The following is a 23,507-nucleotide window of genomic DNA, read 5'->3' on the forward strand; positions in this document are numbered from 1 at the left end:
TCGATTTACGATTCACTACGCTACTAAACTTGATATTACCTATGCGCCGCCGTTTATTACTGTTTTTTTTACCTTCTATTTATGTGCCCGTCAGCACTGCCAACGAATCTCTCTGGAATTGCTCACAAGATAAAAATAACAAAGAGTGGGTTTGTGTCGGTGAAAAAAAATCTTCGGAGAATAACGGTGCGGAAAAGACGCCTGCCCGCGTCGAACCGGTTAAAGAAACACAGCCTGCGCCAGAGGAAGTTGTTGAAAAAGTTCAGCCGGCCATAGTGGAGCCTCAGCGCGAACCTGTTGAAAACGTTGAGGCTCAGCCCTTGCCTGCCGAGAAAAGCCTGGAGCCGGAAGCGCCTAAACTTCCTGTGAATGCCAAGACAGATCAAGACGCCCGGCAGGTTAGCGTTGAGCCTACGCCAATCGCTCAGCCTTCAAATGATAAAAAGTTACTGCAAACTGAAAACAATCGCCCGGGTTGGACTTGCGACGCCAAGTCGTCGGATAAAAAATGGGATTGCAAGCTGGTCGGCGCCGACCCTAAAGGGCAACCGCAGATTATTGAAACGTCCGGTCCCGGCATCAGCTTGCTTACCCCGGCGTTCGATCATAACGAAGAGCTAACCTTTAATAATCTTAAATCGCAATTGAAATACGACCCTTGGCAAAGCTGTATGGCGCCGGGAAGCAAAAAGCCCAGAGTTGCGTCCGGCGGAAAAGATTTGCGGGATGAAGCGCCGCTGGATATCGATTCCAATTACGCCGAAATATACGAGAATGAAATCTACAGTTATACCGGCAATGTTGAAATGAATCATGCGGATCAGCATTCTGTCTCTAATAAAGCGACTTACGATACGGTATCGGAGACACTGGATTTACAAGGCAGCGTTTATTACAACGAGGATGAGCTGGCCTTGCACAGTGAGTCGGCGTCGCTTAACTTAGCTTCCAATCAGGCCCGTCTCAGGGATGCCCTGTTTATTTCTCCGGCTACTCCGCTTAGAGGCCGGGCAAAAACAATTTATCGGGAGAGTAGCAGCCTGTCCCGATATAAAGATGTTGCTTATACCAGTTGCCGTCCCGGCAATCAGGATTGGGTCGTGCATGCCAGCGAGCTGAAGATCAATAAAATTAGCGGTCAAGGTTCCGCTAAAAACGCTTGGCTTGAATTCAAAGGCACGCCTGTGCTTTATTCGCCTTATCTTTCTTTTCCGACGGATAATAGGCGGCTTTCTGGGTTCCTCGCGCCTTCGTTTGGCAATACGCAACGGACCGGTTTTAGTTTCTCGCTCCCTTATTATTGGAACATAGCGCCCAATTACGATCTGACTCTACGGCCGCGCTATCTTTCCAAAAGAGGACCTATATTGGGCGGCGATTTCCGTTATTTGACGGAGATGACAAAAGGATCGGCGGATCTGGAGTTTATGCCTTATGACCAATTTCGTGATACCTCGCGATATTCGCTAGCTCTTAAGAATATCTCCCAATTTACGCCTCATATTTATTCGAATTTTGATTTGAATAAAGTGTCGGATAAAGATTATCTTGCGGATTTAGGCAACGCGCTCAGTATGTCTACGTATAGCAGTTTCCTTTTAAGCCAGGCTAATCTCGGCTATGCAAATGAAGGCGTTTCGTTACGCGGCCATGTTGACAGCTATCAATCCATCGATAAGGCGATTTTAGATACCGGTATGCCGTATCGAAGATTGCCGCAAGTTAATCTTAACTTGAATCATGCTTTCAATTTTATGCCGTTGAATACGGCAATGGATGCTGAATATACCTATTTTCAGCATGACGCATTAGTCAACGGACAGCGGACCAATGTTAAACCGTCAGTCAGTTTTCCATTGCAGACGGCCAGCGCATTTTTAACGCCAAAGATTTCTTTGCTGTCTACTCAGTATTCGCTAAGCAACCCAAAAGAAGGCGCAGCATCATTAGCTACGGACAGCGTAACAAGAACCTTGCCGATCTTTTCTACCGATACCGGTCTATATATGGAAAAGGACGTGGATTTTGCCAATCGATCTTATCTGCATACTCTTGAGCCCAGATTGTTTTATTTGTATATACCCAGAAAAGACCAGAGCAATATTCCTATATTCGATACCTCGTTCTATGACGTTTCGTTTAACAGTCTTTTCTTGGAAAACCGCTTCAGCGGTTTGGACAGAGTCGGCGATGCCAATCAGCTAACGGCCGCGTTAACAACGCGCTTGGTTGACGCTAAATCCGGCCGGGACAAATTAAAACTCAGCGTCGGCCAAATCGCTTATTTTCAGGATAGAAAAGTGACTTTACCGGGCTATCAGGAACCTATACCGGGGTATTTTCCTGATACCGATAAATTTTCAAATTTAGTCAGTGAACTCAACGTTGGGTTTACCGACCATGTATCGCTAAGTTCCGGCGCACAATGGAATCCTAGTTTGAATCGGGTCGTCAGGCATAACGCCACATTGCACTATATTAACGGACCGGGTGAAATTATTAATTTCGGTTATCGCTACAGAAAAAACACCATGATTCCGGATACATCGGGAAAAAGACTTTACGATATTATCCAAAGCGATGTTTCCGCGCACTGGCCGGTGTATAACGATTGGTCCGTGGTTGGGCGTTGGACTTATTCACTGTTGAATAATTCGACGCAGGAAAGCTTTTTAGGCTTAGAGAAGGAAAATTGCTGCTGGCGTTTCCGTATTATCGGGCGGCGTTGGATTAACAGCTTAACGTTTATTCAATCGCCAATTATCCAGAATACCCTAGCCATCGATCCTACAGCGACCGGCGTCAGTCAGGTGGGGGTATTCTTTCAGATAGAACTTAAGGGCTTGACCGGTATCGGCGAGAAATTGGATCAGTTCTTTGAAAGACAAATTTATGGTTATCGGGCACCGAAAGATGATTAACAAAGAAAACATGAAAAAAGCCATTGTAACCGTATTGCTGTGTCATTTATTGTTCGGCAGCTTTTTAGCGCGCGCTGAAGTGCTTGATATGATCGTCGCTGTAGTTGAAGACGACGTTATCCTTGAGCGTGAACTACAAAACGAAGTGGCGGCGATTGAACAAAGAATACGGCAAAGTAACTCCGAGGCTCCGCCTTCTTATGTTTTACGTAAGCAAGTACTGGAGAAAATGATTGTTGATAAGCTTCAGCGGCAGCTGGCGGAAAAAGCCGGGATTACCGTCAGTGAAGACATGCTGAACAGTTCGGCCGCGGATATAGCCCGAAGAAATAATATGGATGTTGAACAATTCAGAACGGAACTGGAAAGGCAGGGCATGAGTTATCAAAGCTTTCTGGATAATATCCGCAATGAAATCGTTATTAATCAATTACGCGGCAGGGAGATCGGCGGACGCATCAAGGTTACCGACCGGGAAGTTGAGCACTATATGGAAACCCAGGATAAAATCGGCGAAGAATCTACGCAGTATCACTTGGGCCATATATTAATCGCGGTTAAAGAAGGCGCCTCATCGACGGAAATACAGAAAGCGATGGGCAAAGCCGATGATCTGGTCAAAAAACTGCGGGCAGGGCAAGATTTTGCTCAATCGGCCATTAGCGATTCGGACGATGCCAATGCGTTGAAAGGCGGCGATTTGGGCTGGCGCAGGATGAGCGAGATTCCTACATTGTTTGTTAACGAGATCCGGCAAATGAGGCAGGGTCAAGTCTCCGAACCGATACGCAGTCCTAGCGGTTTCCATATTATTAAAATGATCGAGTTGAAAGATGCCGATAATCATGTGATTGTCAAAACTAAAGTCCGGCATATCCTGATAAAAACCAATGAACTGGTTGACGATGCCGAGGCCAAAAAACGCTTGCAGGCGTTAAAAGTCCGCATTGCCGATGGCGACGACTTTGCCGCGCTGGCGCGGGCGCACTCGGACGATAAAGGTTCCGCACTAAAAGGCGGTTCGCTTGATTGGGTGTCTCCCGGCGATTTGGTCAAACCGTTTGAAGAAGCAATGACAAAGCTCGGCATTAATGAAATCAGCGAACCGGTTCAAACCCAATTTGGCTGGCATATTATTCAGGTTCTAGGCCGGGAAAATAAGGACGATAGTAGCGAGTTTAAAAAGAACCTGGTCAGAGAGGCCATTCGTAAGCGTAAAATTGAAGAAGAAACAGAGCTTTGGGTGCGCAGATTGCGCGACGAGGCTTTCGTGGAAATTTTTCAGAATAGACTTTAAAAACAATATAGTAAGTCTTTTGGGATCGGAATGATCAGCGATAATAAAAATAGCTGCGGCGGTACGACTGCAGAGATGCAGGGCGAAGGAGGTACGACCCCAAGGATGGGGGAGGTAGAACCGCGTCTGGAACAGCGATCGAGAGCAATTGCCGAGGTAGGGCAATGCAGGGAGCAGTTGCCGCCGAGCACAAAAAAAACAAGCCTCTTGAATAGTGCGGCAGCAGGCGTAGTTCAATCAGGCATTAAAATGATTCGCTATCGGTTGGACGTAGGGAGTAAACATCAAGTTACATCCGAAGAGCTTAAAAAAGTATTGATTGAAGAGTCCGGGGTCGATAAAAATAATATTAACAATATTAATATCCAAGGCGAGTACACGCTTGTCGAGTTGCCCGATGAAATGCCGCAGGATATATTCTTACATTTAAAATCGGTCGAAATTAAACAACGTAAACTGGATATAAAGCGGGTAAAAGCCCGTAATAAAAAACGTAACCACAATTATCGCCGGCGCGGAAGACAGCGTGTTTCCCAATCTGAGAATAAAAGCTCCGATCAAGTCAGCCGGAGTTAACTTGATCGAACGGAGTCGAAGAATTAAACGCCAACGAAAGGATTGCTGCGCATTTCCTCGCCAAAAGTAGACATTGGGCCGTGGCCGGAAATAAACGAAAACTGTTCGCCCAAAGGCCACAAATTATTTTTGATTGAATTTATTAACGTATTGAAATTTCCTTTGGGTAAATCGGTTCGTCCGATTGAACCTTTAAACAGCACATCGCCGACTATGGCCAGTTTGGTATTACGGTGAACATAAACCACATGTCCCGGTGTATGGCCAGGACAATGAAAAACATCCAGTACTTCTGCGCCAACTTTAACAATATCGCCTTGATTTAACCAACGTGACGGTGTAAATGAGTCACAGGCTGGAAAACGAAAGGCTTTGCATTGTTCCGGAATCGCATCGATCAAGAATTGATCGTCTCGATGAGGGCCTATAACAGGAACCGAAAGCAAGGCCGCCAGCTCCGCGGTTGCGCCGACATGATCAAGATGTCCGTGGGTAATCAGGATGGATTCAGGCGATACATTTTCCTTGTTAATGGTTTTAATAATCGCGTCAATATCGCCGCCGGGGTCGACGATCGCAGCTTTGTTGGACTGTTCGCAAATCAGCAGTGAACAGTTCTGCCGATAAGAAGTAACCGGAATAATACAAAATCGCATAGTAAATGAAGACAAAAAACTAAATTCTATCACTGAAATAAAAACTACCATTAATCGTAAAGCGCATGAGTTTACGGTTAATTTAATAACTGCTCGTTTAACAATATGACAAACAAAATCCAATATATAAACACTCCGGACCAGCTGGCTAAATTGTGTGAACAAATTAAGACGGAACCCTGGTTGGCTCTCGATACCGAATTCTTACGGGAAAAAACCTATTACCCAAAATTCTGCCTGCTGCAAATAGCAACGCCGGACTGGGTCGCATGCGTTGACCCGATAGCACTGCCATCCCTGGATAATCTTTTTGATGCGATATACAGCCCAGCGATTGTAAAGGTATTTCATTCCAGCAGGCAGGATCTGGAAATTTTTTATCAATTAACCGGGAAATTGCCCGAGCCGCTTTTTGACACTCAAATTGCTGCGCCGTTGCTGGGTTTCCAGGAAAATCCGGGCTACGCAATGCTGGTTTCCAGTTTGTTGAATGTGAATTTAAACAAAGCCCATACCCGGGCAGACTGGAGCAAGCGGCCGCTGATCGATGCGGAAATCCAATATGCTGCCGACGATGTGATCTATCTATGCAAAATCTATCAAATGATGCTGCAAAAGTTAGAAGAACTCGGACGCGCCGATTGGCTCGAGCGTGATTTCGCTGAACTCGCCGATCCTGCGCTTTATGTGGTAAAGCCGGAGAAGGCCTGGTTGAAAATCAAGGGTAAAAACAAGCTGACCGGCAGGCAATTATCCATCATTCAAACCTTAGCCGAATGGCGTGAAAAAACAGCGCAGTCTGAAGACAGGCCCAAGAGTTGGCTGTTGCGTGACGAAATGTTGTTCGATATAGCCAAACTGCAGCCGGAAACAGTGGGGGAACTAGCCAATATCCGAGGTATCAATGAGCGCGTGGTAAACCGTTATGGTGCTGAATTATGCCAATTAATCACAGCTGCGAAGAATAGGGCGCCGATTCCGTTGCATGAAAAAGGCCGGCCCGCTAAAAAAACTCAGCAGCAGGAAGCGATACTGGATATTTTAACGGCACTGGTCAGAATTCGCGCTGAAGAAAACTCGTTAAATCCGATTATTTTGGCAACGCGCAAGGATTTGGAAGCGCTGTTGTTTAATGACGGCGAGGAAGAGTGTCCGTTACTGCACGGTTGGCGTTTTAAAATGGCCGGCAGGGAACTGGTTGGTTTGTTAAAAGGGGAATTGTTGCTTGGAATTGAAGCCGACAAACTGGCTATTCTTGAAAAAAATCCTGTTGTATAGATTCATTTTAAAATCAGCTATAGCTGTTTCCGAGATAATAATGAATAGATGCAGCGGTTAAATTGAGTTAACGATTTTATATATTTGAAGAGTCAGAGTTTGACATTGCATCAATGTTAAGTTACGGTTGGCTTAAGGAAATCTTAAGTTTTGCGGTTTCCTTAATCAGGTTCTTCGGGCCGTATTTGCAACAGAATTGATTCGAATTGTAAATGCTTCCGGTAGATTAAACATTGAATGAGGAGTTAATAATGAATAACAAAAACCTCTTTACTGCCTGTGTGCTTTGCAGCGCATTATTGTCAACAGGGTCGGCTTATGCGGAGCATGAGCATCAGAGTTACCTAGCGGGGGTAGGTTCTAAATTCGGCCAAGGACTAGCCAATGCCGCAACCGGCTTTATCGAAATACCGAAAAATATTATCAATATCAGCCACGACCAAAATGCCTTTGTTGGATTAACATGGGGAATGTTGCGCGGCGTCATGCAGACTGTTAGCCGAACCACTCTCGGAGCTGCGGAACTGGTTACAGCTCCTATTCCTACCAGTGACTTTATCACTCCATCCTATATATGGGATCGTTTTAGTGAGGACAGCCGTTATTTTGGCCATCATATGCCGGGATATTGGACTACTTACGGGCCGTTAGACGACGGCGAATAAGCCTTTTGACCATTAAATAATCGTTGCGATCATTCGCCGGAAAGTGGTGTTTGGTCAGGATTTGAAAAGGATAAAGTTATGAAAAGACAATGTATTAAGGTGCCGTTTGCCGTATTGGTTGCTTCTCTTGCGGCTTGTGCAACTCCACAGAAAGATATTCCAGGGTTGAGTTCAGGAATTGATGCCGCGAACGCAGGCCATTACCGTCAGGCTATTATGCATGAGGAAGCGGCCGAGAAAAAACTCGCAGAAGCCAACAAAGCTTTAGCTCAATGGAAAAACGATCATTATTGGAATATTAATGACCAACAAAAAGCTAAAGATGCCGCTCAAGCTGCAGCTGAGCATCGGCTGGCATCGGAAAAGGAAATGTGCCAATGGTTAACGCAAGTCCATAGTCAAAACCACGTTCAGGACGGACCGCTTTCGGCTCAACACACTGCCGTATTTTTCGCGGATGGCAGCGCAACGCCTTATAAATCCGAGGAACATGAAATTGCCATCCTGGGCTCATATTTGAGGGCTAATCCCGATGCTACCGTCGATGTCACCGCTTCTACCGATACGGTTGGCAGCACAACAAGCAACCAGAGCCTGTCGGACAGAAGGGCTTCTTTCGTCAGAAACATGTTAATCAAGCACGGTGCTAGTGCCGGTCAATTGAATGTAAAAGCAGTAGGCGAAGCTGCCGGGCCGGCGAACACACGCAATCAGAATCATCGGGTAGTTACGATGGTTACTGTTCATCCCGCTTATGCAGATTGTCCCGAACTGAAATAATCATGATCCATTTCCCTGAGACCGTCATAACGGCCTCAGGGATACGTCGATTTCAGTTTCATTCCTGAGAAATAACTATAAAGCTGAGCTGGGCAGCTTATCCGCTCAAACGAAACTTATGCCCTTTGGCTATAAGTTATTATTGTCGCTAAGAGTAAAAACAGCACTGCGGCAGTGAAGCCGGTAGCTGTTGATATAGTCTCTTTTCCTAATATTGTGTTTTAACACGCTAAGCTGATGCTTGCAGCGCTTGGTTGTCATATAATGCGCGTTTTAGTTTTATGATCCCATAAGGAAAGTTAATATGAAGAAAATCGTTTTATTAGTTTCAGCTTTGCTGTTCTTTTTTACTTCACTAGCCAATGCTCACGGCCCCGTGCGTCAAAAAGCCGAAGAGAAAATCACCATCAATGCACCTGCTGCAAAAGTATGGGATATTATTAAGAACTACGGCGATATGTCTTGGCATCCAAGCATTATGAGTACCACAGTTAAAGGCGATAACACCAAAGGAGCGGTTCGCGTTTTAACCTTGAAAGACGGCAGCACTATTACCGAAGAATTGAAAAAGTACGAAGAAGCTAAAATGTCTTATGCTTATAAAATCACTGACATGAGCTCTTCAAAGACTATTACTCATGCCGGTGCTGAAGAAAAAGTTCCTGCATTGCCTGTCAATGACTACGCAGCAAGCATTGAATTAGCCGATAAAGGCGGCAACACTGAAGTTATCTGGAAAGCCGGTTACTACCGCGCTTACATGAACAATAATCCACCTGAAGAAATGAACGAAGAAACTGCTAACGCCGCAGTGAAAGCCGTTTTGGAAACAGGTTTGATTAACCTGAAAAAATTGGCTGAAAAGTAAGGTTTAGCGAATGTTCCTCGCGAACTATCGCCGCACCGGTTCGCGGCTGGCCGGCGGCATACAAGCCATCCTTGGCGATCGCGACGCCAGTTCCCGACTGGCTAGTGGCATACACACCATCCTTGGCGATTGCCACGCCAGTTCCCGACTGGCTAGTGGCATACACACCATCCTTGGCGATAAGGCTGTAGCGATTTGCATCGCTACAGCCTTTTTATCGACGCCGCTTGCTGCCCAGCCTTTGGCTTATATCAGCAATCAGTTGGGCGATAGCGTCTCTGTTGTCGATACGGCAAGCGGTAGCGTTGTCGATACGATCGCAGTTCAGGGCAAACCGGCCGGGGTTGCCGTCGCGCCGGATGGTGGTAAAGTTTATGTCAGTACGCCGGAAGCCAAAGGTTTTGCAGTTATCGATACCAAAAAGCGTGAAGTCGCCACTACCGTTACGGTGAACGACGGTACGTTGGGTATTGCGGTGGCGCCGGACGGCAAGCGGATTTATGTGGCGGATTGGTATAAAAACACCGTCTCTGTTATCGATGCGGACAATCTGCGGATTATCAAAACTATCGGAGTCGGCGAATCGCCGTCCGGTTTGGTTGTCAGCCCCGATAATCGCTGGCTGTATGTCGCGAACCGGATCAGTAACTCGGTTTCGAAGATTGACTTGAAGACATTGGCCGTTAGCAAAACCGCGCAGGTTGGAACGCATCCGTTCGGACTCACCATCGATTCCCGGGGCGAACGCATTTACGTTGCCAACGTAAAAAGCGATGACGTCACCGTTGTCGAAACGGCAAGGATGAAGCCTATCGCTACCGTAAAGGTCAATATGTTGCCTTACGCCACCGCTTTGGCACTTAACGACAGCCGCTTGTTGGTGACCAATCAGGACGACGGTTCGGTTTCCGTTATCGACACTGAAACCCTGAAGGAAATCGCGTTGATCGCCGTCGGCACCAAACCGGAAGGTATCAGCACCCATCCCGACGACCGGCACGTCTACGTCGCGAACTGGTTTGACGGCAATGTTTCGGTCATCGATGCCAGAACCTTGAAAGTGATCGATACCGTTAAAACCGGCGAAGGCAGCCGGGCGTTTGGGCAGTTCATGGGCAAATAGTCTTGTTAGTAGGAGGGCTAAAAATCCTCCTATTATTTGAACGGTTCCGATACAACGCGCGTTACAATCCCTCCTCAATCAAAGTACCCCTTTAAATGCCGTCACCGAATCAACACATCGTTCCTCTTCCTTATTTTACAGATAGCTCTGAACTATTTTCCGCTTACGCAGACAAGGCTTGGGCCGTTTTTCTGGACAGCGGTTTTCCGGGCAGCAACCAGGGCCGATACGATATTATTGCGGCCGATCCGGTCTGTACTCTGGTCACGCACGGCGAAATTACCGAAATCGCCTGTAACGGCGCAACAATAAAATCCACCGAAAACCCGTTTGATTTAATCAAGCAACAGCTTCGCTTGTTCCCGGATTTTAAGCCGGTTGACGATTTGCCGTTCAACGGCGGAGCCATCGGTTATTTTTCCTATGACTTGGCCCGCCGTCTCGAAGCGCTGCCGGCAATCGCTGAAGATGCGGAACACATCGCCGAAATGGCAGTAGGAATTTACGAATGGGCGGTCGTCGTCGATCATCACCGCCAGAAGAGCTATTGGGTAGGGAATTGCGACGCGCAAAAGCGGCAAGATTTAATCCGGCAGTTTAGCCAACCGGCGCATCAAGATCATCATGCGTTTAAGGTCGTCGGTGAAATTAAGTCCAACATGGACAGGAATTTCTATGTCAATGCGTTTAACCGGATCAAGCATTACCTTAAAGAAGGCGATTGCTATCAGGTAAACCTGACCCAGCGCTTTGCGGCCGATTGTGAAGGCGAGCCGTGGACGGCTTATCAAGCCTTGCGCAAACTGAATGCCGCTCCGTTCAGTTGCTACCTTAACTTACCCGAAGTCCAAATTTTAAGTTCGTCGCCGGAGCGCTTCTTGAAGCTGACCGATAGCGTGGTCGAAACCAAGCCGATTAAAGGCACGCGGCCGCGAAAGCAAGATTACACGGAAGATCGCCAACAAATAGAAAATCTGGAAGCCAGCACCAAAGACCGGGCCGAGAACCTGATGATCGTCGACCTGCTCCGCAACGACATCAGCAAAACCTGCAAGAGCGGTTCGGTCAAAGTGCCGGTGCTGTTCGATGTGGAAAGCTACGCCACCGTACACCATCTGGTTAGCACCGTAACCGGCATACTGGCGGATGATAAGCATGCACTGGATTTGCTGAAAAGCTGTTTCCCCGGCGGATCGATTACCGGAGCGCCGAAGATACGGGCCATGGAAATCATCGAAGAACTCGAACCGAACCGGCGCGGCGTTTATTGCGGCGCCATCGGCTACATCGGCTTCAACGGCAACATGGATACCAATATTGCCATCAGGACGCTGGTGCATTCGAACAATACGATCCGCTTCTGGGCCGGCGGCGGCATCGTTAACGATTCGGTGGCCGACGAAGAATACCAGGAAAGTTTCGACAAAGCCGCTGCGATGCTCGACCTGTTGCAACGCTTTACAGTCAAGTGATGCACGTGTGGACGGCATTGTCGTAATCAAACTGGGCGGCAGCCTGTCCCGCTCGGATAACCTCGTTAACTGCCTGGATGCGGTCGAAAAAAATTATCGGGGCAGGGCGGTGGTCATTGTTCCGGGCGGCGGCGCGTTTGCCGATCAGGTTAGGATAGCTCAGCAACATTGGCAATTCGACGATAACACCGCGCATTACATGGCTCTTTTAGCGATGCAGCAAATGGCCTTGATGTTTAACGCACTTAAACCGGGTTTCGTTATCGCCGATACCGTTGCGGCAATTCAAGAACAATTAGAGCGGCAAAGAACCGTCATTTGGTCACCGGATAGTATTGAGCTCGATAATGCCGGCATTGCCGCATGCTGGGACATCACTTCGGACAGTTTGGCGGCATGGCTGGCTAAAACCGTCTCGGCAACCGAACTGATCTTAGTAAAGTCGGCGAACATCAATGAGAAACTAAGCCTGCGACAACTTGCTGAACAAGACATAATCGATAAAGCATTCTGCGCTTTCGTTGCTCAAACTGTTTTTCAAATACAAATTGTTAATGGTCAAAACTGGGCAGCTAGATCGTTATGGCGACAGGAATTGCCGCCTCTATAACGCAAAGATGAAAAGGATTCACGAATGTTAAATGTTTGGCAAACGGCCTGCATCAAAATAGCCGAGTGGTTTTCGTTATGGATTGTGGCCGGTTGTGCATGGGCATGGTGGCAGCCGGAATTATGGTTATGGTTCCAGCCGTACATTACGGCCGGGCTGGGCGTAATCATGCTGGGCATGGGCCTGACTCTGCGCTTGTCCGATTTCTCGGACATATTCCGGATGCCGAAAATTATCGCAGTCGGCATATTGGCGCAGTTTGTGATCATGCCATTGTCGGCTTATCTGTGGGTTAAAGTATTGGAACTGGAAACGAGTCTGGCGATAGGGTTGATTCTTGTCGGCGCTTGTCCCGGCGGCACCGCATCTAATGTGATCACTTATCTGGCTCGCGCCAACGTCGCTTTGAGCGTGCTGTTGACGATGTGTTCGACGTTCTTGGCCGTTGTGTTGACGCCGCTGCTGACCGAATGGCTGGCAGGCGCTTACGTTCCTGTTGACGGTTGGGGCCTGTTCCGTTCGATGGTTTTGGTGGTATTGATACCGTTAATAGCCGGGTTAGCCATTAACACGGCGCTGGATCGTATTCAACAGCATAAGCGTTATGTTGTGCGAGGCGCGATCAATGCTATCGGTCCAATCGTCAGCGTCGGCGTGATCGTGCTGGTGGTGGGCAGCATTGTCGCCGGCAATAAGGCCGCGATTGCCCAGATAGGAGCGACATTATTCGGTGCGGTGTTCCTATTTCACGCTACCGGCTTTGTTTTGGGTTATATCGCTATGAAATGGCTGGGTTACGGTACAACTGAATGCCGCACTGTATCAATCGAAGTCGGTATGCAAAATAGCGGCTTAGGTGCGTCGCTGGCTAAAACGCACTTCGCGGATATGGCGACGGCTCCGGTTCCGGCCGCCATTTCCGCGGTAATGCATTGCTTGATAGGCAGTGCGCTAGCTGGAATTTGGGGTAGAAGACGCTAGAGATGGTTTATTATATTTCTACGCGTTCCATCAAATAGCATAAGCAATCCTGCCGGATCACGCGCTCGTCCAAGGTCAACATCGAAGGCATGGCCGGACGGGTAATGACCAACTGTTGCCCATCGTTGCTGAAAAAACGCCCGGTCACATCGTCGCCGCTCTCGTTCTTGGCAATGACCGGAATAGCGCCGTGATTGGTTTTTCCGAGCACAGTACCGGCCGGAATATCGGTAAAATTCATCCTGTCCAAATCAGCGTTCAATAACAGGTCGACAGTTTCTTCGCTGAAACTGAACGTCGCATCGTCCGCAATCGTAACTTGGGCGACCGTGTGGTAAATATCGACATCCTGTTTGGCAATAGCATGAGAGGGGAGTTCCGCCAGATGCAGACAACTGTCGAGAAACTCAAACGCATGCTCAGTGCCATGCTCCTGGCCGGGGCGGCCGCATTCCAATGTGGCTGCCGGGCAAAACTCAGCAAAGGCGGCCGATTGCGTGCCTTTCGGATGCGTGAAATGTACCAGCAGCCGTCCGAATAATGCCCCCAGTTGTAAAAAATCGTTATCCAGCTTGTTCAAGCAAGCATAATGCGGGTTCAAGCCGGTATTGTTATGTATATCGACACTGGCGAACATCTTGCGTTGCCGCATCGTTGCGACGATTTGTTCGGCAATGCGCCGTTCGGGCGAGTCGGGTAATGCGGTGCCGGGCCAGACGCGGTTGAAATCCGGCTGTCCGTCCAGCCGGCGCAGATTCAAACGCGCCGCTTCAATGTTGCCGAAAAAAATACTGAGCGGCCGCGGTAAAGTTTGCCGATGGTATTTTTGCAATAAGCGTTGCAGCGCTAAAAAACCGGTCGGTTCATTGCCGTGCAGCAGCACCGAAACAAACAGCGTATCGGATCGTTCGCCGGGAAGATGGAACAGCGCGGGTTGCGGAATCAGCCGATGCAGGTTTTCGGCCCGAATATCAAGCAAACCCGCAGGCAAGTCGGTGAATTGTTGAAGTGTATCGATCAAGGTATTTCCCATTCGCCGACCGGTCGGTTACGGCGTTGATTATCTAAATAGCAGCGGGTCAGTGCGACAAAATCGCCCGGATATTTTTGCATAAAACGGCGCTGCCAGGTACTGCCGTTTTGCAAGCTTTCAACCCGCTGGCGAACGATGTCCAGATACAGCGTGATGTCTGCCGGGTCGATATGCAGCGATTTTAATCCCAAGGCCGCGCGCGGCAGCAACTCGTTTTTTAAAAGGCCGGGCAAACGCTGTTTTTGCCGGTCGAGCCAGACAAGATGCACGCCCAAACCGTAGCGGGCGGCTTGATAGAAATTGTCCTTGGCTTCAGGAAAAGTTAACAGCGGGCCTTGTTGCGTTTGCAGTTGCTCGCACAGATTCTGGCACAGTCCATAGAAAAATGCCGCGTTGGCAATAGAGTCGATTACTGTCGGCCCTGCGGAGGGCGGCCGGTGTTCGATACGGATATGCGGCGCGCCGTCTTCGTCGAAACCGATCAACGGCCTGTTCCAGCGCCAGATCGTGCCGTTATGCAGGCGCAAATGCTGGAACTGTTCCGGTTCGGTATCGAAACATTCCGGCAGCAATATCGGGAAATGGGCAAGATTCTCGGCGAAGCATTCGAAGATCGAATGACGGACAAAGTCCGAACCGAAACTCACCCGCCACAAAGGGCCTAGCGCCGCACCACCTAATCCGCCGATGCCGACGGCCTGCTCAAACAGCGGAATCCGCGAGTCGTGCCATAAGTCCTTACCGAACACAAACGGCGCATTCGCGCATAAAGCCACCATCGGCGCGGAAGCGAGCAGTGAGGCATTGTAGTAAAAATGGGCAAGGCTCAACGGGCATTGCAGGTGCAGTTGAAACGAAGTGGCCGCCGCTTCCAACATCACGTCGTAATGATCGATTTTCAGATGCTCGTGGCCTTTAATATCCAGTTGAATCGGCTTATTGCGCTTTTTTAGAATCTGCTCGTTCAATACCCGGTAGCGGTGCATATCCGAGATATTGCCTAGATGAAGATCGTCCTGCCGTAGCGTCGGTAAAGAGCCGATCATCAACAGGTGAAGCTGCATTTGCCGGGCATGTTGCCCGGCCTGCTGCCAAGTGTTCAGCAAATCATTATTCAGCTCGGTAAGCGCATTATTCGTTAAAGGAACAGGCGCGGTATTGAACTCAACATTAAACTTCGACAGTTCGGCACCGGCTAGCGGATTACTGAAGGACGCCAGATAGCTTGCATTGCAGGGGGCTGGGCGCATGTCGTCGTCCAGCAGCCAAACCTCAATTTCAAACCCGGCAACAGGACCGTGCTCCGAACAGGCGCCTTGAGTAATCAACTGTTCCAGCAGCTTAGTTTCTATTGCCAAGCGCTGCTGGAATTGATGAAAGTCAGCCGCTTGGTAAATTTCGGTGTGAATTTCTTGACCCATGATAATTCTCCCGGATAACAAACGTAGCTTTGAGTAGGCGTCAGCATAAACACAGTTGAGAGGTGTATCAAGCGATAGGTTAATAAAAAATCTGGAGATTGGGAGTCAGCGTAAGTGAGGTGGTGGAACGAAGCAGCGTTACCCGTAGCGATACGATAGATTTAAAAACGATGCGAAATATTTGCCGCTTTCATAATACTGTTTGCCGTGTGTCGCGATTTGCAGCAATGATTGACTGTAACAGACACGCCCTTTTCTGTTGCCCAAATCTCATGCGAACCTTTGCCTGTACGGACTAATTTATAACCGTGTTTGAGTAATTGCTCTTTGACCAGTTTTTCATAGCCATTCATAGAGTGATGGGGTGTTGAATAAACGATAGATGCGTTGCAGCTTTTGCGCGTAATTTTGGGGTATCGAGCTCGAGTAATTGCGGCGCTAAATCCAATACTTCTTTTTCCAATTCATCAAGGGTTTCGGCTTCCACTACCAGCCCTTTTAGATCGGAGCTGGTTGCGACATAAACGTTCGCTTCGTCGTCATGGATAATTTCAACTTTAATTAATAGCGGCATTCCTATTTTTGAAAAGAGTGTCGAAAACGGCCAGCCTAGACGATACATGAAATTCTCCTGAAGATTCATTTTGCACTTCAAATTTGAAGGGTTTGGAAGAAATAATAGCATAGAGAAAGTGGACCATGCTGTATGTGACTGACGTTCCTATGTTTCAATAGCCCTGTGGGAAGACTACAAGCAACGCAAGTTACAAACGCCAAAAGGTAGGTGAGTTATGGCATTGACTCGTGATTTTAAAGAAACTGTCGCCGCACGTGTGCAGACAGACCCGGCTTTTGCGCAAGCACTATTGGATGAGGCTATAGCTCTGTTTTTCAATGGCGAGCCCGATACAGCTAAGCTGATCCAGCGCGATCTGGTCAATGCGACTATGGGGTTTGAATCGCTGGCAAAAGACATTCACAAGCCGGCCAAGAGCTTGCACAGGATGTTGTCGAAGTCAGGCAATCCGACGATGAGCAACATCTCGGCGATCTTTGTCGCTATTAAGCATGCGTTGAAGGTGGGAATCCGGACTTCTGTGGCAACTGTCTGATTTTATTGTTTTCACGTTTCCGCTAGTCCGCTAGTCCGCTAGTTCCCAGGCTCCAGCTTGGGAACTAGCGTAAAAATATCAATCGAGACAGATGCGCTTTGTAAGCTTAAGCTGGCATACGGCAATAATTTTTTACGGCATAATGGTGGAGCTAACAGCCCATCAGCGTGAAAGTCATTCTATTAGGGCTAATTCAGATGATACGCAAATACATTTCCTTACATCAACCTCGAGACTTATGAGAGAAGTCTTCATTAAGTAAAGATATTTCCAACATTAATGTAGAAGAGAAAATTGCAAAGCTTCAACGTATAGTTATTAGGTTGAGCTAAGACTGAAACAAAAATTATACAATCTATTTAACATTTAAAAATAAAGACATGAATACCCCTATACAAAAAATATTATTCGGTAGCCCTGGAACTGGCAAGAGTCATAAAATTGACTCTGAAATTGTCCCTAATCAGTTAAAAATAGACATAAACAAAACACCAGAAAATGTAATAAAAACAGTTTTTCATCCTGAATATACTCACGGAGATTTTATTGGAAAATTAATGCCGATTACTCGATCAGGAAAAGTAGAGTATAACTTTTATGAAGGACACTTTTTAAGAGCGTTAGCTCAAGCTTATAAGAACATTTTGAAAGTCCACGATAAAAATGGAAACCAACTTGATGAAAGTGAAATAGAAAACACTGTGTTAATTATTGATGAAATAAATAGAGGAAATTCTGCCGCTATATTTGGCTCTGTATTTCAATTGTTGGATAGAGATGATCAAGGATGGTCAAATTACTATATTAATATTAATGAAATTGCTTTTATAAAAATATTAGAGCTTATTGAACTCAGCTTTACTTACGATAGAAATGGTGAAATAGATGAAAAAAGTTTAAAAACATTACAAAGCAAGCATAAGTTTTTAAACTTTGACTTTGTTAATCGTACTATTAAAATACCGCATAATCTCTCTATTATAGCTACGATGAATACATCTGATAGTTCTATTTATTATATGGATAGCGCTTTCAAGCGGCGATGGGAATGGGAATTTATTGATATCAACTCTGAATCGATATGTGAAAAAGGTACTGCTTTTGAAGATAGAGAACAATGGATAAGTTTTATAGGGAAATTAAATTTATTTATCAAAAGCAACCATAAATATGTTCGAGGCATAGAAGATAAGCAAATTGGTCATTTCTTTATAAAAGATAAACAAATAGAAAAATCAACTATTCAAAATAAGCTCATGTTCTTTTTATGGGATAGTGTTTTTAATAGAGATAAAAAACCTCTAATCAACCTACTTTACGGTGAAGATAAAAAGTACCATGATGAACTTACCACCTTTGGAGATTTTGCTAAGCAAGTCGATACTTTTATTAAAGCGATAAACGAAAAGTATTATGTTTAACTTCAAAGAGCTGAAACTTGATAGAAGAGAAAATAGTGACAATTCAAATTCTTTTGTTGGCATTAGACGAAGCAATGATGAATTAGAATTTCGTCTACCCAAAGGTTTTGAGAATTTTCCAGATAATGATTTTGATGCAACTAAACGCCTATTTTTTAGGATGTATCGGACTTTTAAAAAGTTCGAGAAAGATAACTTATTGTTGTCGTTAGATGAAAAGCCTGCGGGTAAGGACAATATTGAAACAAAAGCAAATGCTTATTTATTCAAAGATAAAGAAGATAATGAAGTATTGTTGTACAGCAAAATATCAGTTATAGAAAATCTACTTGATGCTTATCAGGATTTAGCACTAGACCTTATACAGCGCCGTATAGGACTAGATGAAAAAATAGATTATTCAAAAATTGATCAATATCTGCATAATGCTATTTACTTACCGAATGACGTTATTTATCTTGATGAAATGCATTTACCTCGTCAAACCTTACACTATGACTCAGCAACTTTAGTCGATTTATTTTGTTTTATTTTATATGAATTAGAAAGCGAGCTAGAACAAGATTCAGATGAGCGTGTTAGAGATTTAGCGAATCGTCTAAAGGAACAACATTTAAGTCATGATCAGTCATTATTTAATGAAGAAACCTTTGAAACAACAATTACCATATTAAAAGATATATTGGATGACATTGATAAAATAACAGCTTATAAAGATGAAGACTATTGGCAGCTTTATGACGCTATAGAATCGTTTCTCTACGGTGAGCTAGATATGCAAAACACTCATGATAACGGTATATTTTGGGGAATTAGTAACTTTTATCAAATATGGGAAGATATGTGTCATAGCTACGCTTTTGCTAACTTTGACATTACTTATGCTGATACTAACATTGTTTTTGAAGGTAAACGTGTAGCTAATGACACCTCAACTGGTTTTTCCATTTTTAAAAGGCAAGGTTTTGAAAACCCGTTCTTTTTACAGTTTAGAGACCAAAAAAGATGGATACGTCCTGATTTAGTGCATTCGGTGTTAGGCAATAATGATATAACTATTATTTTTAATAATATTATAGATATAATAGTAATAAAAGATCATGGTCTTACTTTAGATTTCGAGGTCAAATTAGTAGATAAACAGAAGGAGTCTATTTATACATATTTTTGCTCAAGGTTAAGAAAAAACCTTGGAGGCGCAAGAGCAACAGCTAAGAATATTTTTTACCACTATAGAAAGCCGGAGCTTGAAAAACAGAAAAATGCTATAGAAGAGAGATACAGAAGATTATATGAACCACTAGAAAAATATAATCAACTTCATATTTTTCTAGATTGGAAGTATAGAGATATTGAGTATTTTTTAAGCTCCAGAAAAAGAGTAGAGCGAGACATTACTAAACAACTTTGTTATGAATTAGCGCTACATCAATATATTCCTAACTCTATAATACAGAGTCAATTTATTATTCCCTATTTTTATAACGGTTCTGATGAAGATATTGGTGAATTTGTCGATGATGAAGTACTGTATCGACGTATTAGAGATAATGGTATAAGAGTTTTTCAAGCAAATTTTTCAAAAATACAAGAAGTATACTTAAATCATGATTGAAGAAAAATCTGAATCTAAAAGCGATTTTGTTGCCTATTTAAGTGTAAAAAATCATGAGAAAATTAATCATGAGTTGATCTTGCCAAAGATAAAAGAATTTTTTAAAGTAAGGAATATAAGCGACTATAAGTCTATTGTTGAACAAGCGTGTATTTCGGACTTAGATTTTAAGAATACTAACTTTTCTGATTTTTTTCCGCACTTTTACGACTATATAATTGATAAGATTTATAAAGATAAAGAAAAGAATATAGAAACAGTTGTTACTTACTGCATAACATTAGACAAAACAAATTGTAGTAAAACATGCGATAAAACCGGTATAAACTATGATGATTTTTTTCTTTATCAAAAGCCCGTTTTCTACTTTATCCACATAGACATTCAAGACATTTTTGCTTTTCTAAAAGCCGAGCCCGCGTAGGTCCGATTAGCGTAAGCGTAATCGGACTTACGTGATTACCTTCCCCATCAATCAAAAAACCGCCGCAAATAAACCCCGGTATGCGAAGCCGGATTCTCCGAAACCTGCTTAGGCGTACCTTCCGCCACTAACGTACCACCGCCGTCGCCGCCTTCTGGCCCCATGTCGATGATCCAGTCGGCAGTCTTAATCACGTCCAGGTTATGCTCGATGACGATGACGGTGTTGCCGTGGTTGCGCAGGGTGTGCAGCACGGCCAGCAGTTGCTTGATGTCGTGGAAATGCAGGCCGGTGGTCGGCTCGTCCAGGATATACAATGTCTTGCCGGTATCGCGTTTGGACAGTTCTTTCGCCAGCTTGACGCGTTGCGCTTCGCCGCCGGACAGCGTGGTCGCGTTTTGGCCCAGCGTGATATAGCTCAGGCCCACTTCAATCAAGGTTTGCAGCTTGCGCGATACGACCGGCACGGCGCTGAAAAATTCGGCCGCGTCTTCGACGGTCATCTCCAGCACTTCGTTGATGGTAAGGCCTTTGTAGCGGATTTCCAGCGTTTCGCGGTTGTAGCGCTTACCGTGGCAACTGTCGCAGTTGACGAAAATATCCGGCAAAAAGTGCATCTCGACTTTAATCACGCCGTCGCCTTTGCAGGCTTCGCAGCGGCCGCCTTTGACGTTAAAGCTGAATCGGCCCGGCGTATAGCCGCGCGAGCGCGCTTCCGGCGTCGCCGCGAACAGTTCGCGTATCGGCGTGAATAGGCCGGTGTAGGTGGCCGGGTTCGAACGCGGCGTGCGGCCGATCGGGCTTTGGTCGATGTCGACGACTTTGTCGAAATGCTCCAGGCCTTCGACGCCGTCGCACGGGGCCGGGATCACGCCGGCGTCGTTGATCGCGCGCGCGGCGTAGCTGTATAAGGTATCGTTGATCAGCGTCGATTTGCCGGAGCCGGACACGCCGGTCACGCAAGTCAGCAGGCCGACAGGGAAAGCGATATCGACGTTTTTCAAGTTGTTGCCGTGCGCGTTGCGGAGCACGATTTGCTTGCCTTTATCGACCGGCGTCAGTTTTTCCGGCACGTAAATGCCGATTTCGCCGGACAGGTATTTGCCGGTCAGCGAATCTTTGCTGGCGATGATGTCTTGCAGCGTGCCTTGCGCGATGACTTGCCCGCCGTGCACGCCGGCGCCGGGGCCGATGTCTACAATATGTTGGGCCGAGCGGATTGCGTCTTCGTCGTGTTCGACGACGATAACGGTGTTGCCGAGGTCGCGCAGCCGGAACAAGGTGTTCAGCAGGCGCTGGTTATCGCGCTGGTGCAGGCCTATCGACGGTTCGTCGAGCACGTACATCACGCCGACTAGCCCCGCTCCGATCTGGCTGGCAAGACGGATGCGCTGCGCTTCGCCGCCGGACAAGGTATCGGCGCTGCGGTCCAGCGTCAGGTAGTCGAGGCCGACGTTGACCAGGAATTCCAGCCGTTCCTGGATTTCCTTGATGATTTTGGCCGCGATTTCGCCGCGCTTGCCGGGCAGCGTCAGTTGCGAGAAAAAGCTCAGCGCCTTGCGGATAGGAAAATTGGTCACGTGATGCAGCGGCAGGTCTTCGACGAACACGTTCCGGGCCGACTCGTTGATACGGGCGCCGTTGCAGCTGGTGCACGGCTTTTGCGACAAGTATTTGGCCAGTTCGTCGCGCACCAGTTGCGAGTCGGTTTCGTGGTAGCGGCGGTCCATGTTGGCGATGACGCCTTCGAAGCTGTAGCGGCGCTTTTTGACCGAACCGTCGCCGGACATGAACTTGAATTCGATTTCCTCGTGGCCGCTGCCGTACAGGATGACGTCCTGGATTTTTTGCGGCAGCGACGAAAACGGCTTCTCCGGATCGAAACGGTAGTGTTTCGCCAGCGAGCAAATCAGTTGGTAGTAATAGACGTTGCGCCGATCCCAGCCGCGGACCGCGCCGCCGGCCAGGCTGATGTCGGGATTATGGACGATCAGTTCCGGGTCGAAATGTTGGCGCACGCCCAGGCCGTCGCAACTGGGGCAGGCGCCTTTCGGGTTGTTGAACGAGAAAATGCGCGGTTCCAGTTCCGGCAGGCTGTAGCCGCAATGCGGGCAGGAATAGCGTTCGGAAAACAGCAGTTCGGTCGCACCGGCAACTGCTCCCTGCGTTGCTCTACCTCCTGCATCCCTGCAGTCGTCGTCGATGCAGGCCGCAATCGCTATGCCGTCGGCGATGCGCAATGCGGTTTCGAACGATTCGGCCAGTCTTAACGCGATGTCGTCGCGGATTTTGAAGCGGTCGACGATGACTTCGATGGTGTGTTTCTTTTTCAGATCCAGCGCAGGCGGCTCGTCCAAATCGTAGACGGTGCCGTCGATGCGGGCGCGGATAAAGCCTTGCGCGCGCAAGTCGTCGAGCAACTGGATATGTTCGCCTTTGCGGTCGTTGACGACCGGGGCCAGTAGCATCCAACGCTGGTCCGGCGTTTGCGACAACACCAGGTCGACCATTTGACTGATTGTCTGCGCTTCCAACGAAACCTGGTGTTCCGGGCAGCGCGGCGTGCCGGCGCGGGCGTACAGCAATCTTAAATAATCGTAAATTTCGGTGATCGTGCCGACGGTCGAACGCGGGTTGTGCGACGTGGATTTTTGCTCAATCGAAATAGCCGGGGACAAGCCTTCGATATGATCGACGTCGGGCTTTTCCATCATCGACAGGAACTGGCGAGCATAAGTGGACAGCGATTCGACATAGCGCCGCTGGCCTTCGGCATAAATGGTGTCGAACGCGAGCGACGATTTGCCGGAGCCTGACAGCCCGGTGATGATAATCAGTTGGTCCCTGGGCAGGTCGAGGTCGATATTTTTCAGGTTATGCGTTCTCGCGCCGCGTATGCTGATGGTGTCCATTAAAAAATCCCGGAAATTGAAACAACTTTATAATATACGGGCAACGGCCTATGAACACAAACGGCGCCTGATGCAGATTCGTTGGCCAGTTGGATGTGCTCGATCCTCAAATAAAGACAGCGCTTATTTTCTCCGTTGATTTTCAATCCGTCCGGCAGCACTTTTTTAACCTAATCCGTAGCGTCGTTTATTTAATCAGCGGAAACGGGCGAGTAAAGCTTGTTATAATGGCCGCCATTAAAATAGTGAGATAAACCACTGGGTTAGTGCGGGTATGCGTTGCATACTTTCTTCTAAGCCCGGTAAAGGTGCGCGATGCGGCCTAACATTTATCGATAATTC

21 protein-coding genes are annotated in these 23,507 nt (G+C 47.0%); 15 read left to right on the forward strand and 6 right to left on the reverse strand.

Annotated features, from left to right (window positions below; genetic code table 11):
* Positions 1 to 41: 41 nt before the first annotated feature.
* The 3 genes from EKO24_RS20865 to EKO24_RS20875 are packed head-to-tail and all read left to right on the forward strand — an operon-like array spanning position 42 to position 4,794.
* Entirely contained in the window at positions 42 to 2,921 is a 2,880-nt protein-coding gene (locus EKO24_RS20865) for an LPS assembly protein LptD (RefSeq protein WP_127028706.1), read from the forward strand.
* Positions 2,914 to 4,218, forward strand: coding sequence for a peptidylprolyl isomerase (locus tag EKO24_RS20870; RefSeq protein ID WP_127028705.1), 1,305 nt, complete (start codon positions 2,914 to 2,916; stop codon positions 4,216 to 4,218). The genes EKO24_RS20865 and EKO24_RS20870 overlap by 8 nt, the downstream gene beginning before the upstream one ends.
* Positions 4,219 to 4,248: 30 nt before the next feature.
* Positions 4,249 to 4,794 (forward strand): DbpA RNA binding domain-containing protein, encoded by a 546-nt coding sequence (locus EKO24_RS20875; RefSeq protein ID WP_127028704.1) that lies wholly within the window; start codon positions 4,249 to 4,251, stop codon positions 4,792 to 4,794.
* 23 nt (positions 4,795 to 4,817) lie between these two features.
* On the opposite strand, the gene EKO24_RS20880 is transcribed toward EKO24_RS20875, so the two are convergent.
* Entirely contained in the window at positions 4,818 to 5,450 is a 633-nt protein-coding gene (locus tag EKO24_RS20880) for an MBL fold metallo-hydrolase (RefSeq protein ID WP_127028703.1), read from the reverse strand.
* A gap of 105 nt (positions 5,451 to 5,555) precedes the next feature.
* Between EKO24_RS20880 and rnd the strand changes: the two genes are divergently transcribed.
* From rnd to EKO24_RS20920, 8 genes are all read left to right on the forward strand, one after another.
* A complete protein-coding gene (rnd, locus tag EKO24_RS20885; protein WP_127028702.1) occupies positions 5,556 to 6,728 on the forward strand; it encodes a ribonuclease D in 1,173 nt (390 codons plus the stop codon).
* A gap of 251 nt (positions 6,729 to 6,979) precedes the next feature.
* On the forward strand, positions 6,980 to 7,393 hold the full coding sequence (locus tag EKO24_RS20890) for an exosortase system-associated protein, TIGR04073 family (protein ID WP_127028701.1): 414 nt from the start codon (positions 6,980 to 6,982) through the stop codon (positions 7,391 to 7,393).
* 78 nt (positions 7,394 to 7,471) lie between these two features.
* Positions 7,472 to 8,173 carry an OmpA family protein gene (locus EKO24_RS20895; protein WP_127028700.1) on the forward strand — a complete coding sequence of 234 codons (702 nt, stop codon included), beginning with the start codon at positions 7,472 to 7,474 and terminating at the stop codon, positions 8,171 to 8,173.
* Positions 8,174 to 8,477: 304 nt separating this feature from the next.
* Entirely contained in the window at positions 8,478 to 9,041 is a 564-nt protein-coding gene (locus EKO24_RS20900) for an SRPBCC family protein (protein ID WP_127028699.1), read from the forward strand.
* Between the two features lie 10 nt (positions 9,042 to 9,051).
* Positions 9,052 to 10,164 carry a YVTN family beta-propeller repeat protein gene (locus EKO24_RS20905; RefSeq protein ID WP_338324034.1) on the forward strand — a complete coding sequence of 371 codons (1,113 nt, stop codon included), beginning with the start codon at positions 9,052 to 9,054 and terminating at the stop codon, positions 10,162 to 10,164.
* 95 nt (positions 10,165 to 10,259) lie between these two features.
* Complete coding sequence (gene pabB, locus EKO24_RS20910) at positions 10,260 to 11,636, forward strand: aminodeoxychorismate synthase component I (protein WP_127028698.1); 1,377 nt, start codon at positions 10,260 to 10,262, stop codon at positions 11,634 to 11,636.
* 7 nt (positions 11,637 to 11,643) lie between these two features.
* On the forward strand, positions 11,644 to 12,246 hold the full coding sequence (locus tag EKO24_RS20915; RefSeq protein WP_338324035.1) for an amino acid kinase family protein: 603 nt from the start codon (positions 11,644 to 11,646) through the stop codon (positions 12,244 to 12,246).
* 24 nt (positions 12,247 to 12,270) lie between these two features.
* Positions 12,271 to 13,227 carry a bile acid:sodium symporter family protein gene (locus EKO24_RS20920; protein ID WP_127028697.1) on the forward strand — a complete coding sequence of 319 codons (957 nt, stop codon included), beginning with the start codon at positions 12,271 to 12,273 and terminating at the stop codon, positions 13,225 to 13,227.
* Between the two features lie 10 nt (positions 13,228 to 13,237).
* Here EKO24_RS20920 and EKO24_RS20925 read toward each other — a convergent pair whose 3' ends face one another.
* The 4 genes from EKO24_RS20925 to EKO24_RS20940 form a co-directional block, all read right to left on the reverse strand.
* A complete protein-coding gene (locus EKO24_RS20925; RefSeq protein WP_338324036.1) occupies positions 13,238 to 14,248 on the reverse strand; it encodes a M14 family metallopeptidase in 1,011 nt (336 codons plus the stop codon).
* A complete protein-coding gene (locus EKO24_RS20930) occupies positions 14,245 to 15,681 on the reverse strand; it encodes a glutamate-cysteine ligase family protein (protein ID WP_127028695.1) in 1,437 nt (478 codons plus the stop codon). Before EKO24_RS20930 ends, EKO24_RS20925 begins: the two co-directional genes overlap by 4 nt.
* A 161-nt stretch (positions 15,682 to 15,842) precedes the next feature.
* Positions 15,843 to 16,034 carry a type II toxin-antitoxin system HicA family toxin gene (locus EKO24_RS20935; protein ID WP_127028694.1) on the reverse strand — a complete coding sequence of 64 codons (192 nt, stop codon included), beginning with the start codon at positions 16,032 to 16,034 and terminating at the stop codon, positions 15,843 to 15,845.
* A complete protein-coding gene (locus EKO24_RS20940) occupies positions 16,031 to 16,303 on the reverse strand; it encodes a DUF1902 domain-containing protein (RefSeq protein ID WP_161990640.1) in 273 nt (90 codons plus the stop codon). The genes EKO24_RS20935 and EKO24_RS20940 overlap by 4 nt, the downstream gene beginning before the upstream one ends.
* A gap of 169 nt (positions 16,304 to 16,472) precedes the next feature.
* Here EKO24_RS20940 and EKO24_RS20945 point away from each other — a divergent pair, with 169 nt between their 5' ends.
* The 4 genes from EKO24_RS20945 to EKO24_RS20960 all read left to right on the forward strand — a co-directional run bounded on the left by EKO24_RS20945 (position 16,473) and on the right by EKO24_RS20960 (position 20,253).
* Positions 16,473 to 16,793 carry a helix-turn-helix domain-containing transcriptional regulator gene (locus tag EKO24_RS20945; RefSeq protein ID WP_127028692.1) on the forward strand — a complete coding sequence of 107 codons (321 nt, stop codon included), beginning with the start codon at positions 16,473 to 16,475 and terminating at the stop codon, positions 16,791 to 16,793.
* Between the two features lie 380 nt (positions 16,794 to 17,173).
* Positions 17,174 to 18,214, forward strand: a complete 1,041-nt coding sequence (locus EKO24_RS20950; RefSeq protein WP_127028691.1) for an AAA family ATPase — start codon at positions 17,174 to 17,176, stop codon at positions 18,212 to 18,214.
* Entirely contained in the window at positions 18,207 to 19,829 is a 1,623-nt protein-coding gene (locus EKO24_RS20955; protein ID WP_127028690.1) for a hypothetical protein, read from the forward strand. The genes EKO24_RS20950 and EKO24_RS20955 overlap by 8 nt, the downstream gene beginning before the upstream one ends.
* Positions 19,822 to 20,253 (forward strand): hypothetical protein, encoded by a 432-nt coding sequence (locus tag EKO24_RS20960; RefSeq protein WP_127028689.1) that lies wholly within the window; start codon positions 19,822 to 19,824, stop codon positions 20,251 to 20,253. Before EKO24_RS20955 ends, EKO24_RS20960 begins: the two co-directional genes overlap by 8 nt.
* Before the next feature lie 47 nt (positions 20,254 to 20,300).
* Here EKO24_RS20960 and uvrA read toward each other — a convergent pair whose 3' ends face one another.
* Entirely contained in the window at positions 20,301 to 23,165 is a 2,865-nt protein-coding gene (gene uvrA, locus EKO24_RS20965; protein WP_127028688.1) for an excinuclease ABC subunit UvrA, read from the reverse strand.
* Positions 23,166 to 23,507 lie beyond the last annotated feature (342 nt).

The sequence above is a fragment of the Candidatus Methylobacter oryzae genome (assembly GCF_003994235.2).
Classification (GTDB): Bacteria; Pseudomonadota; Gammaproteobacteria; order Methylococcales; family Methylomonadaceae; genus Methylobacter_A; species Methylobacter_A oryzae.

Excerpts from the sequence above, each read along its gene's own strand:
- EKO24_RS20865 (WP_127028706.1), top strand. The coding sequence starts at position 42 with ATGCGCCGCCGTTTATTACTGTTTTTTTTACCTTCTATTTATGTGCCC.
- EKO24_RS20870 (WP_127028705.1), top strand. The coding sequence starts at position 2,914 with ATGATTAACAAAGAAAACATGAAAAAAGCCATTGTAACCGTATTGCTG.
- EKO24_RS20875 (WP_127028704.1), top strand. The coding sequence starts at position 4,249 with ATGATCAGCGATAATAAAAATAGCTGCGGCGGTACGACTGCAGAGATG.
- EKO24_RS20880 (WP_127028703.1), bottom strand. The coding sequence starts at position 5,450 with ATGCGATTTTGTATTATTCCGGTTACTTCTTATCGGCAGAACTGTTCA.
- rnd (WP_127028702.1), top strand. The coding sequence starts at position 5,556 with ATGACAAACAAAATCCAATATATAAACACTCCGGACCAGCTGGCTAAA.
- EKO24_RS20890 (WP_127028701.1), top strand. The coding sequence starts at position 6,980 with ATGAATAACAAAAACCTCTTTACTGCCTGTGTGCTTTGCAGCGCATTA.
- EKO24_RS20895 (WP_127028700.1), top strand. The coding sequence starts at position 7,472 with ATGAAAAGACAATGTATTAAGGTGCCGTTTGCCGTATTGGTTGCTTCT.
- EKO24_RS20900 (WP_127028699.1), top strand. The coding sequence starts at position 8,478 with ATGAAGAAAATCGTTTTATTAGTTTCAGCTTTGCTGTTCTTTTTTACT.
- EKO24_RS20905 (WP_338324034.1), top strand. The coding sequence starts at position 9,052 with ATGTTCCTCGCGAACTATCGCCGCACCGGTTCGCGGCTGGCCGGCGGC.
- pabB (WP_127028698.1), top strand. The coding sequence starts at position 10,260 with ATGCCGTCACCGAATCAACACATCGTTCCTCTTCCTTATTTTACAGAT.
- EKO24_RS20920 (WP_127028697.1), top strand. The coding sequence starts at position 12,271 with ATGTTAAATGTTTGGCAAACGGCCTGCATCAAAATAGCCGAGTGGTTT.
- EKO24_RS20930 (WP_127028695.1), bottom strand. The coding sequence starts at position 15,681 with ATGGGTCAAGAAATTCACACCGAAATTTACCAAGCGGCTGACTTTCAT.
- EKO24_RS20935 (WP_127028694.1), bottom strand. The coding sequence starts at position 16,034 with ATGAATGGCTATGAAAAACTGGTCAAAGAGCAATTACTCAAACACGGT.
- EKO24_RS20940 (WP_161990640.1), bottom strand. The coding sequence starts at position 16,303 with ATGTATCGTCTAGGCTGGCCGTTTTCGACACTCTTTTCAAAAATAGGA.
- EKO24_RS20945 (WP_127028692.1), top strand. The coding sequence starts at position 16,473 with ATGGCATTGACTCGTGATTTTAAAGAAACTGTCGCCGCACGTGTGCAG.
- EKO24_RS20950 (WP_127028691.1), top strand. The coding sequence starts at position 17,174 with ATGAATACCCCTATACAAAAAATATTATTCGGTAGCCCTGGAACTGGC.
- EKO24_RS20955 (WP_127028690.1), top strand. The coding sequence starts at position 18,207 with ATGTTTAACTTCAAAGAGCTGAAACTTGATAGAAGAGAAAATAGTGAC.
- EKO24_RS20960 (WP_127028689.1), top strand. The coding sequence starts at position 19,822 with ATGATTGAAGAAAAATCTGAATCTAAAAGCGATTTTGTTGCCTATTTA.
- uvrA (WP_127028688.1), bottom strand. The coding sequence starts at position 23,165 with ATGGACACCATCAGCATACGCGGCGCGAGAACGCATAACCTGAAAAAT.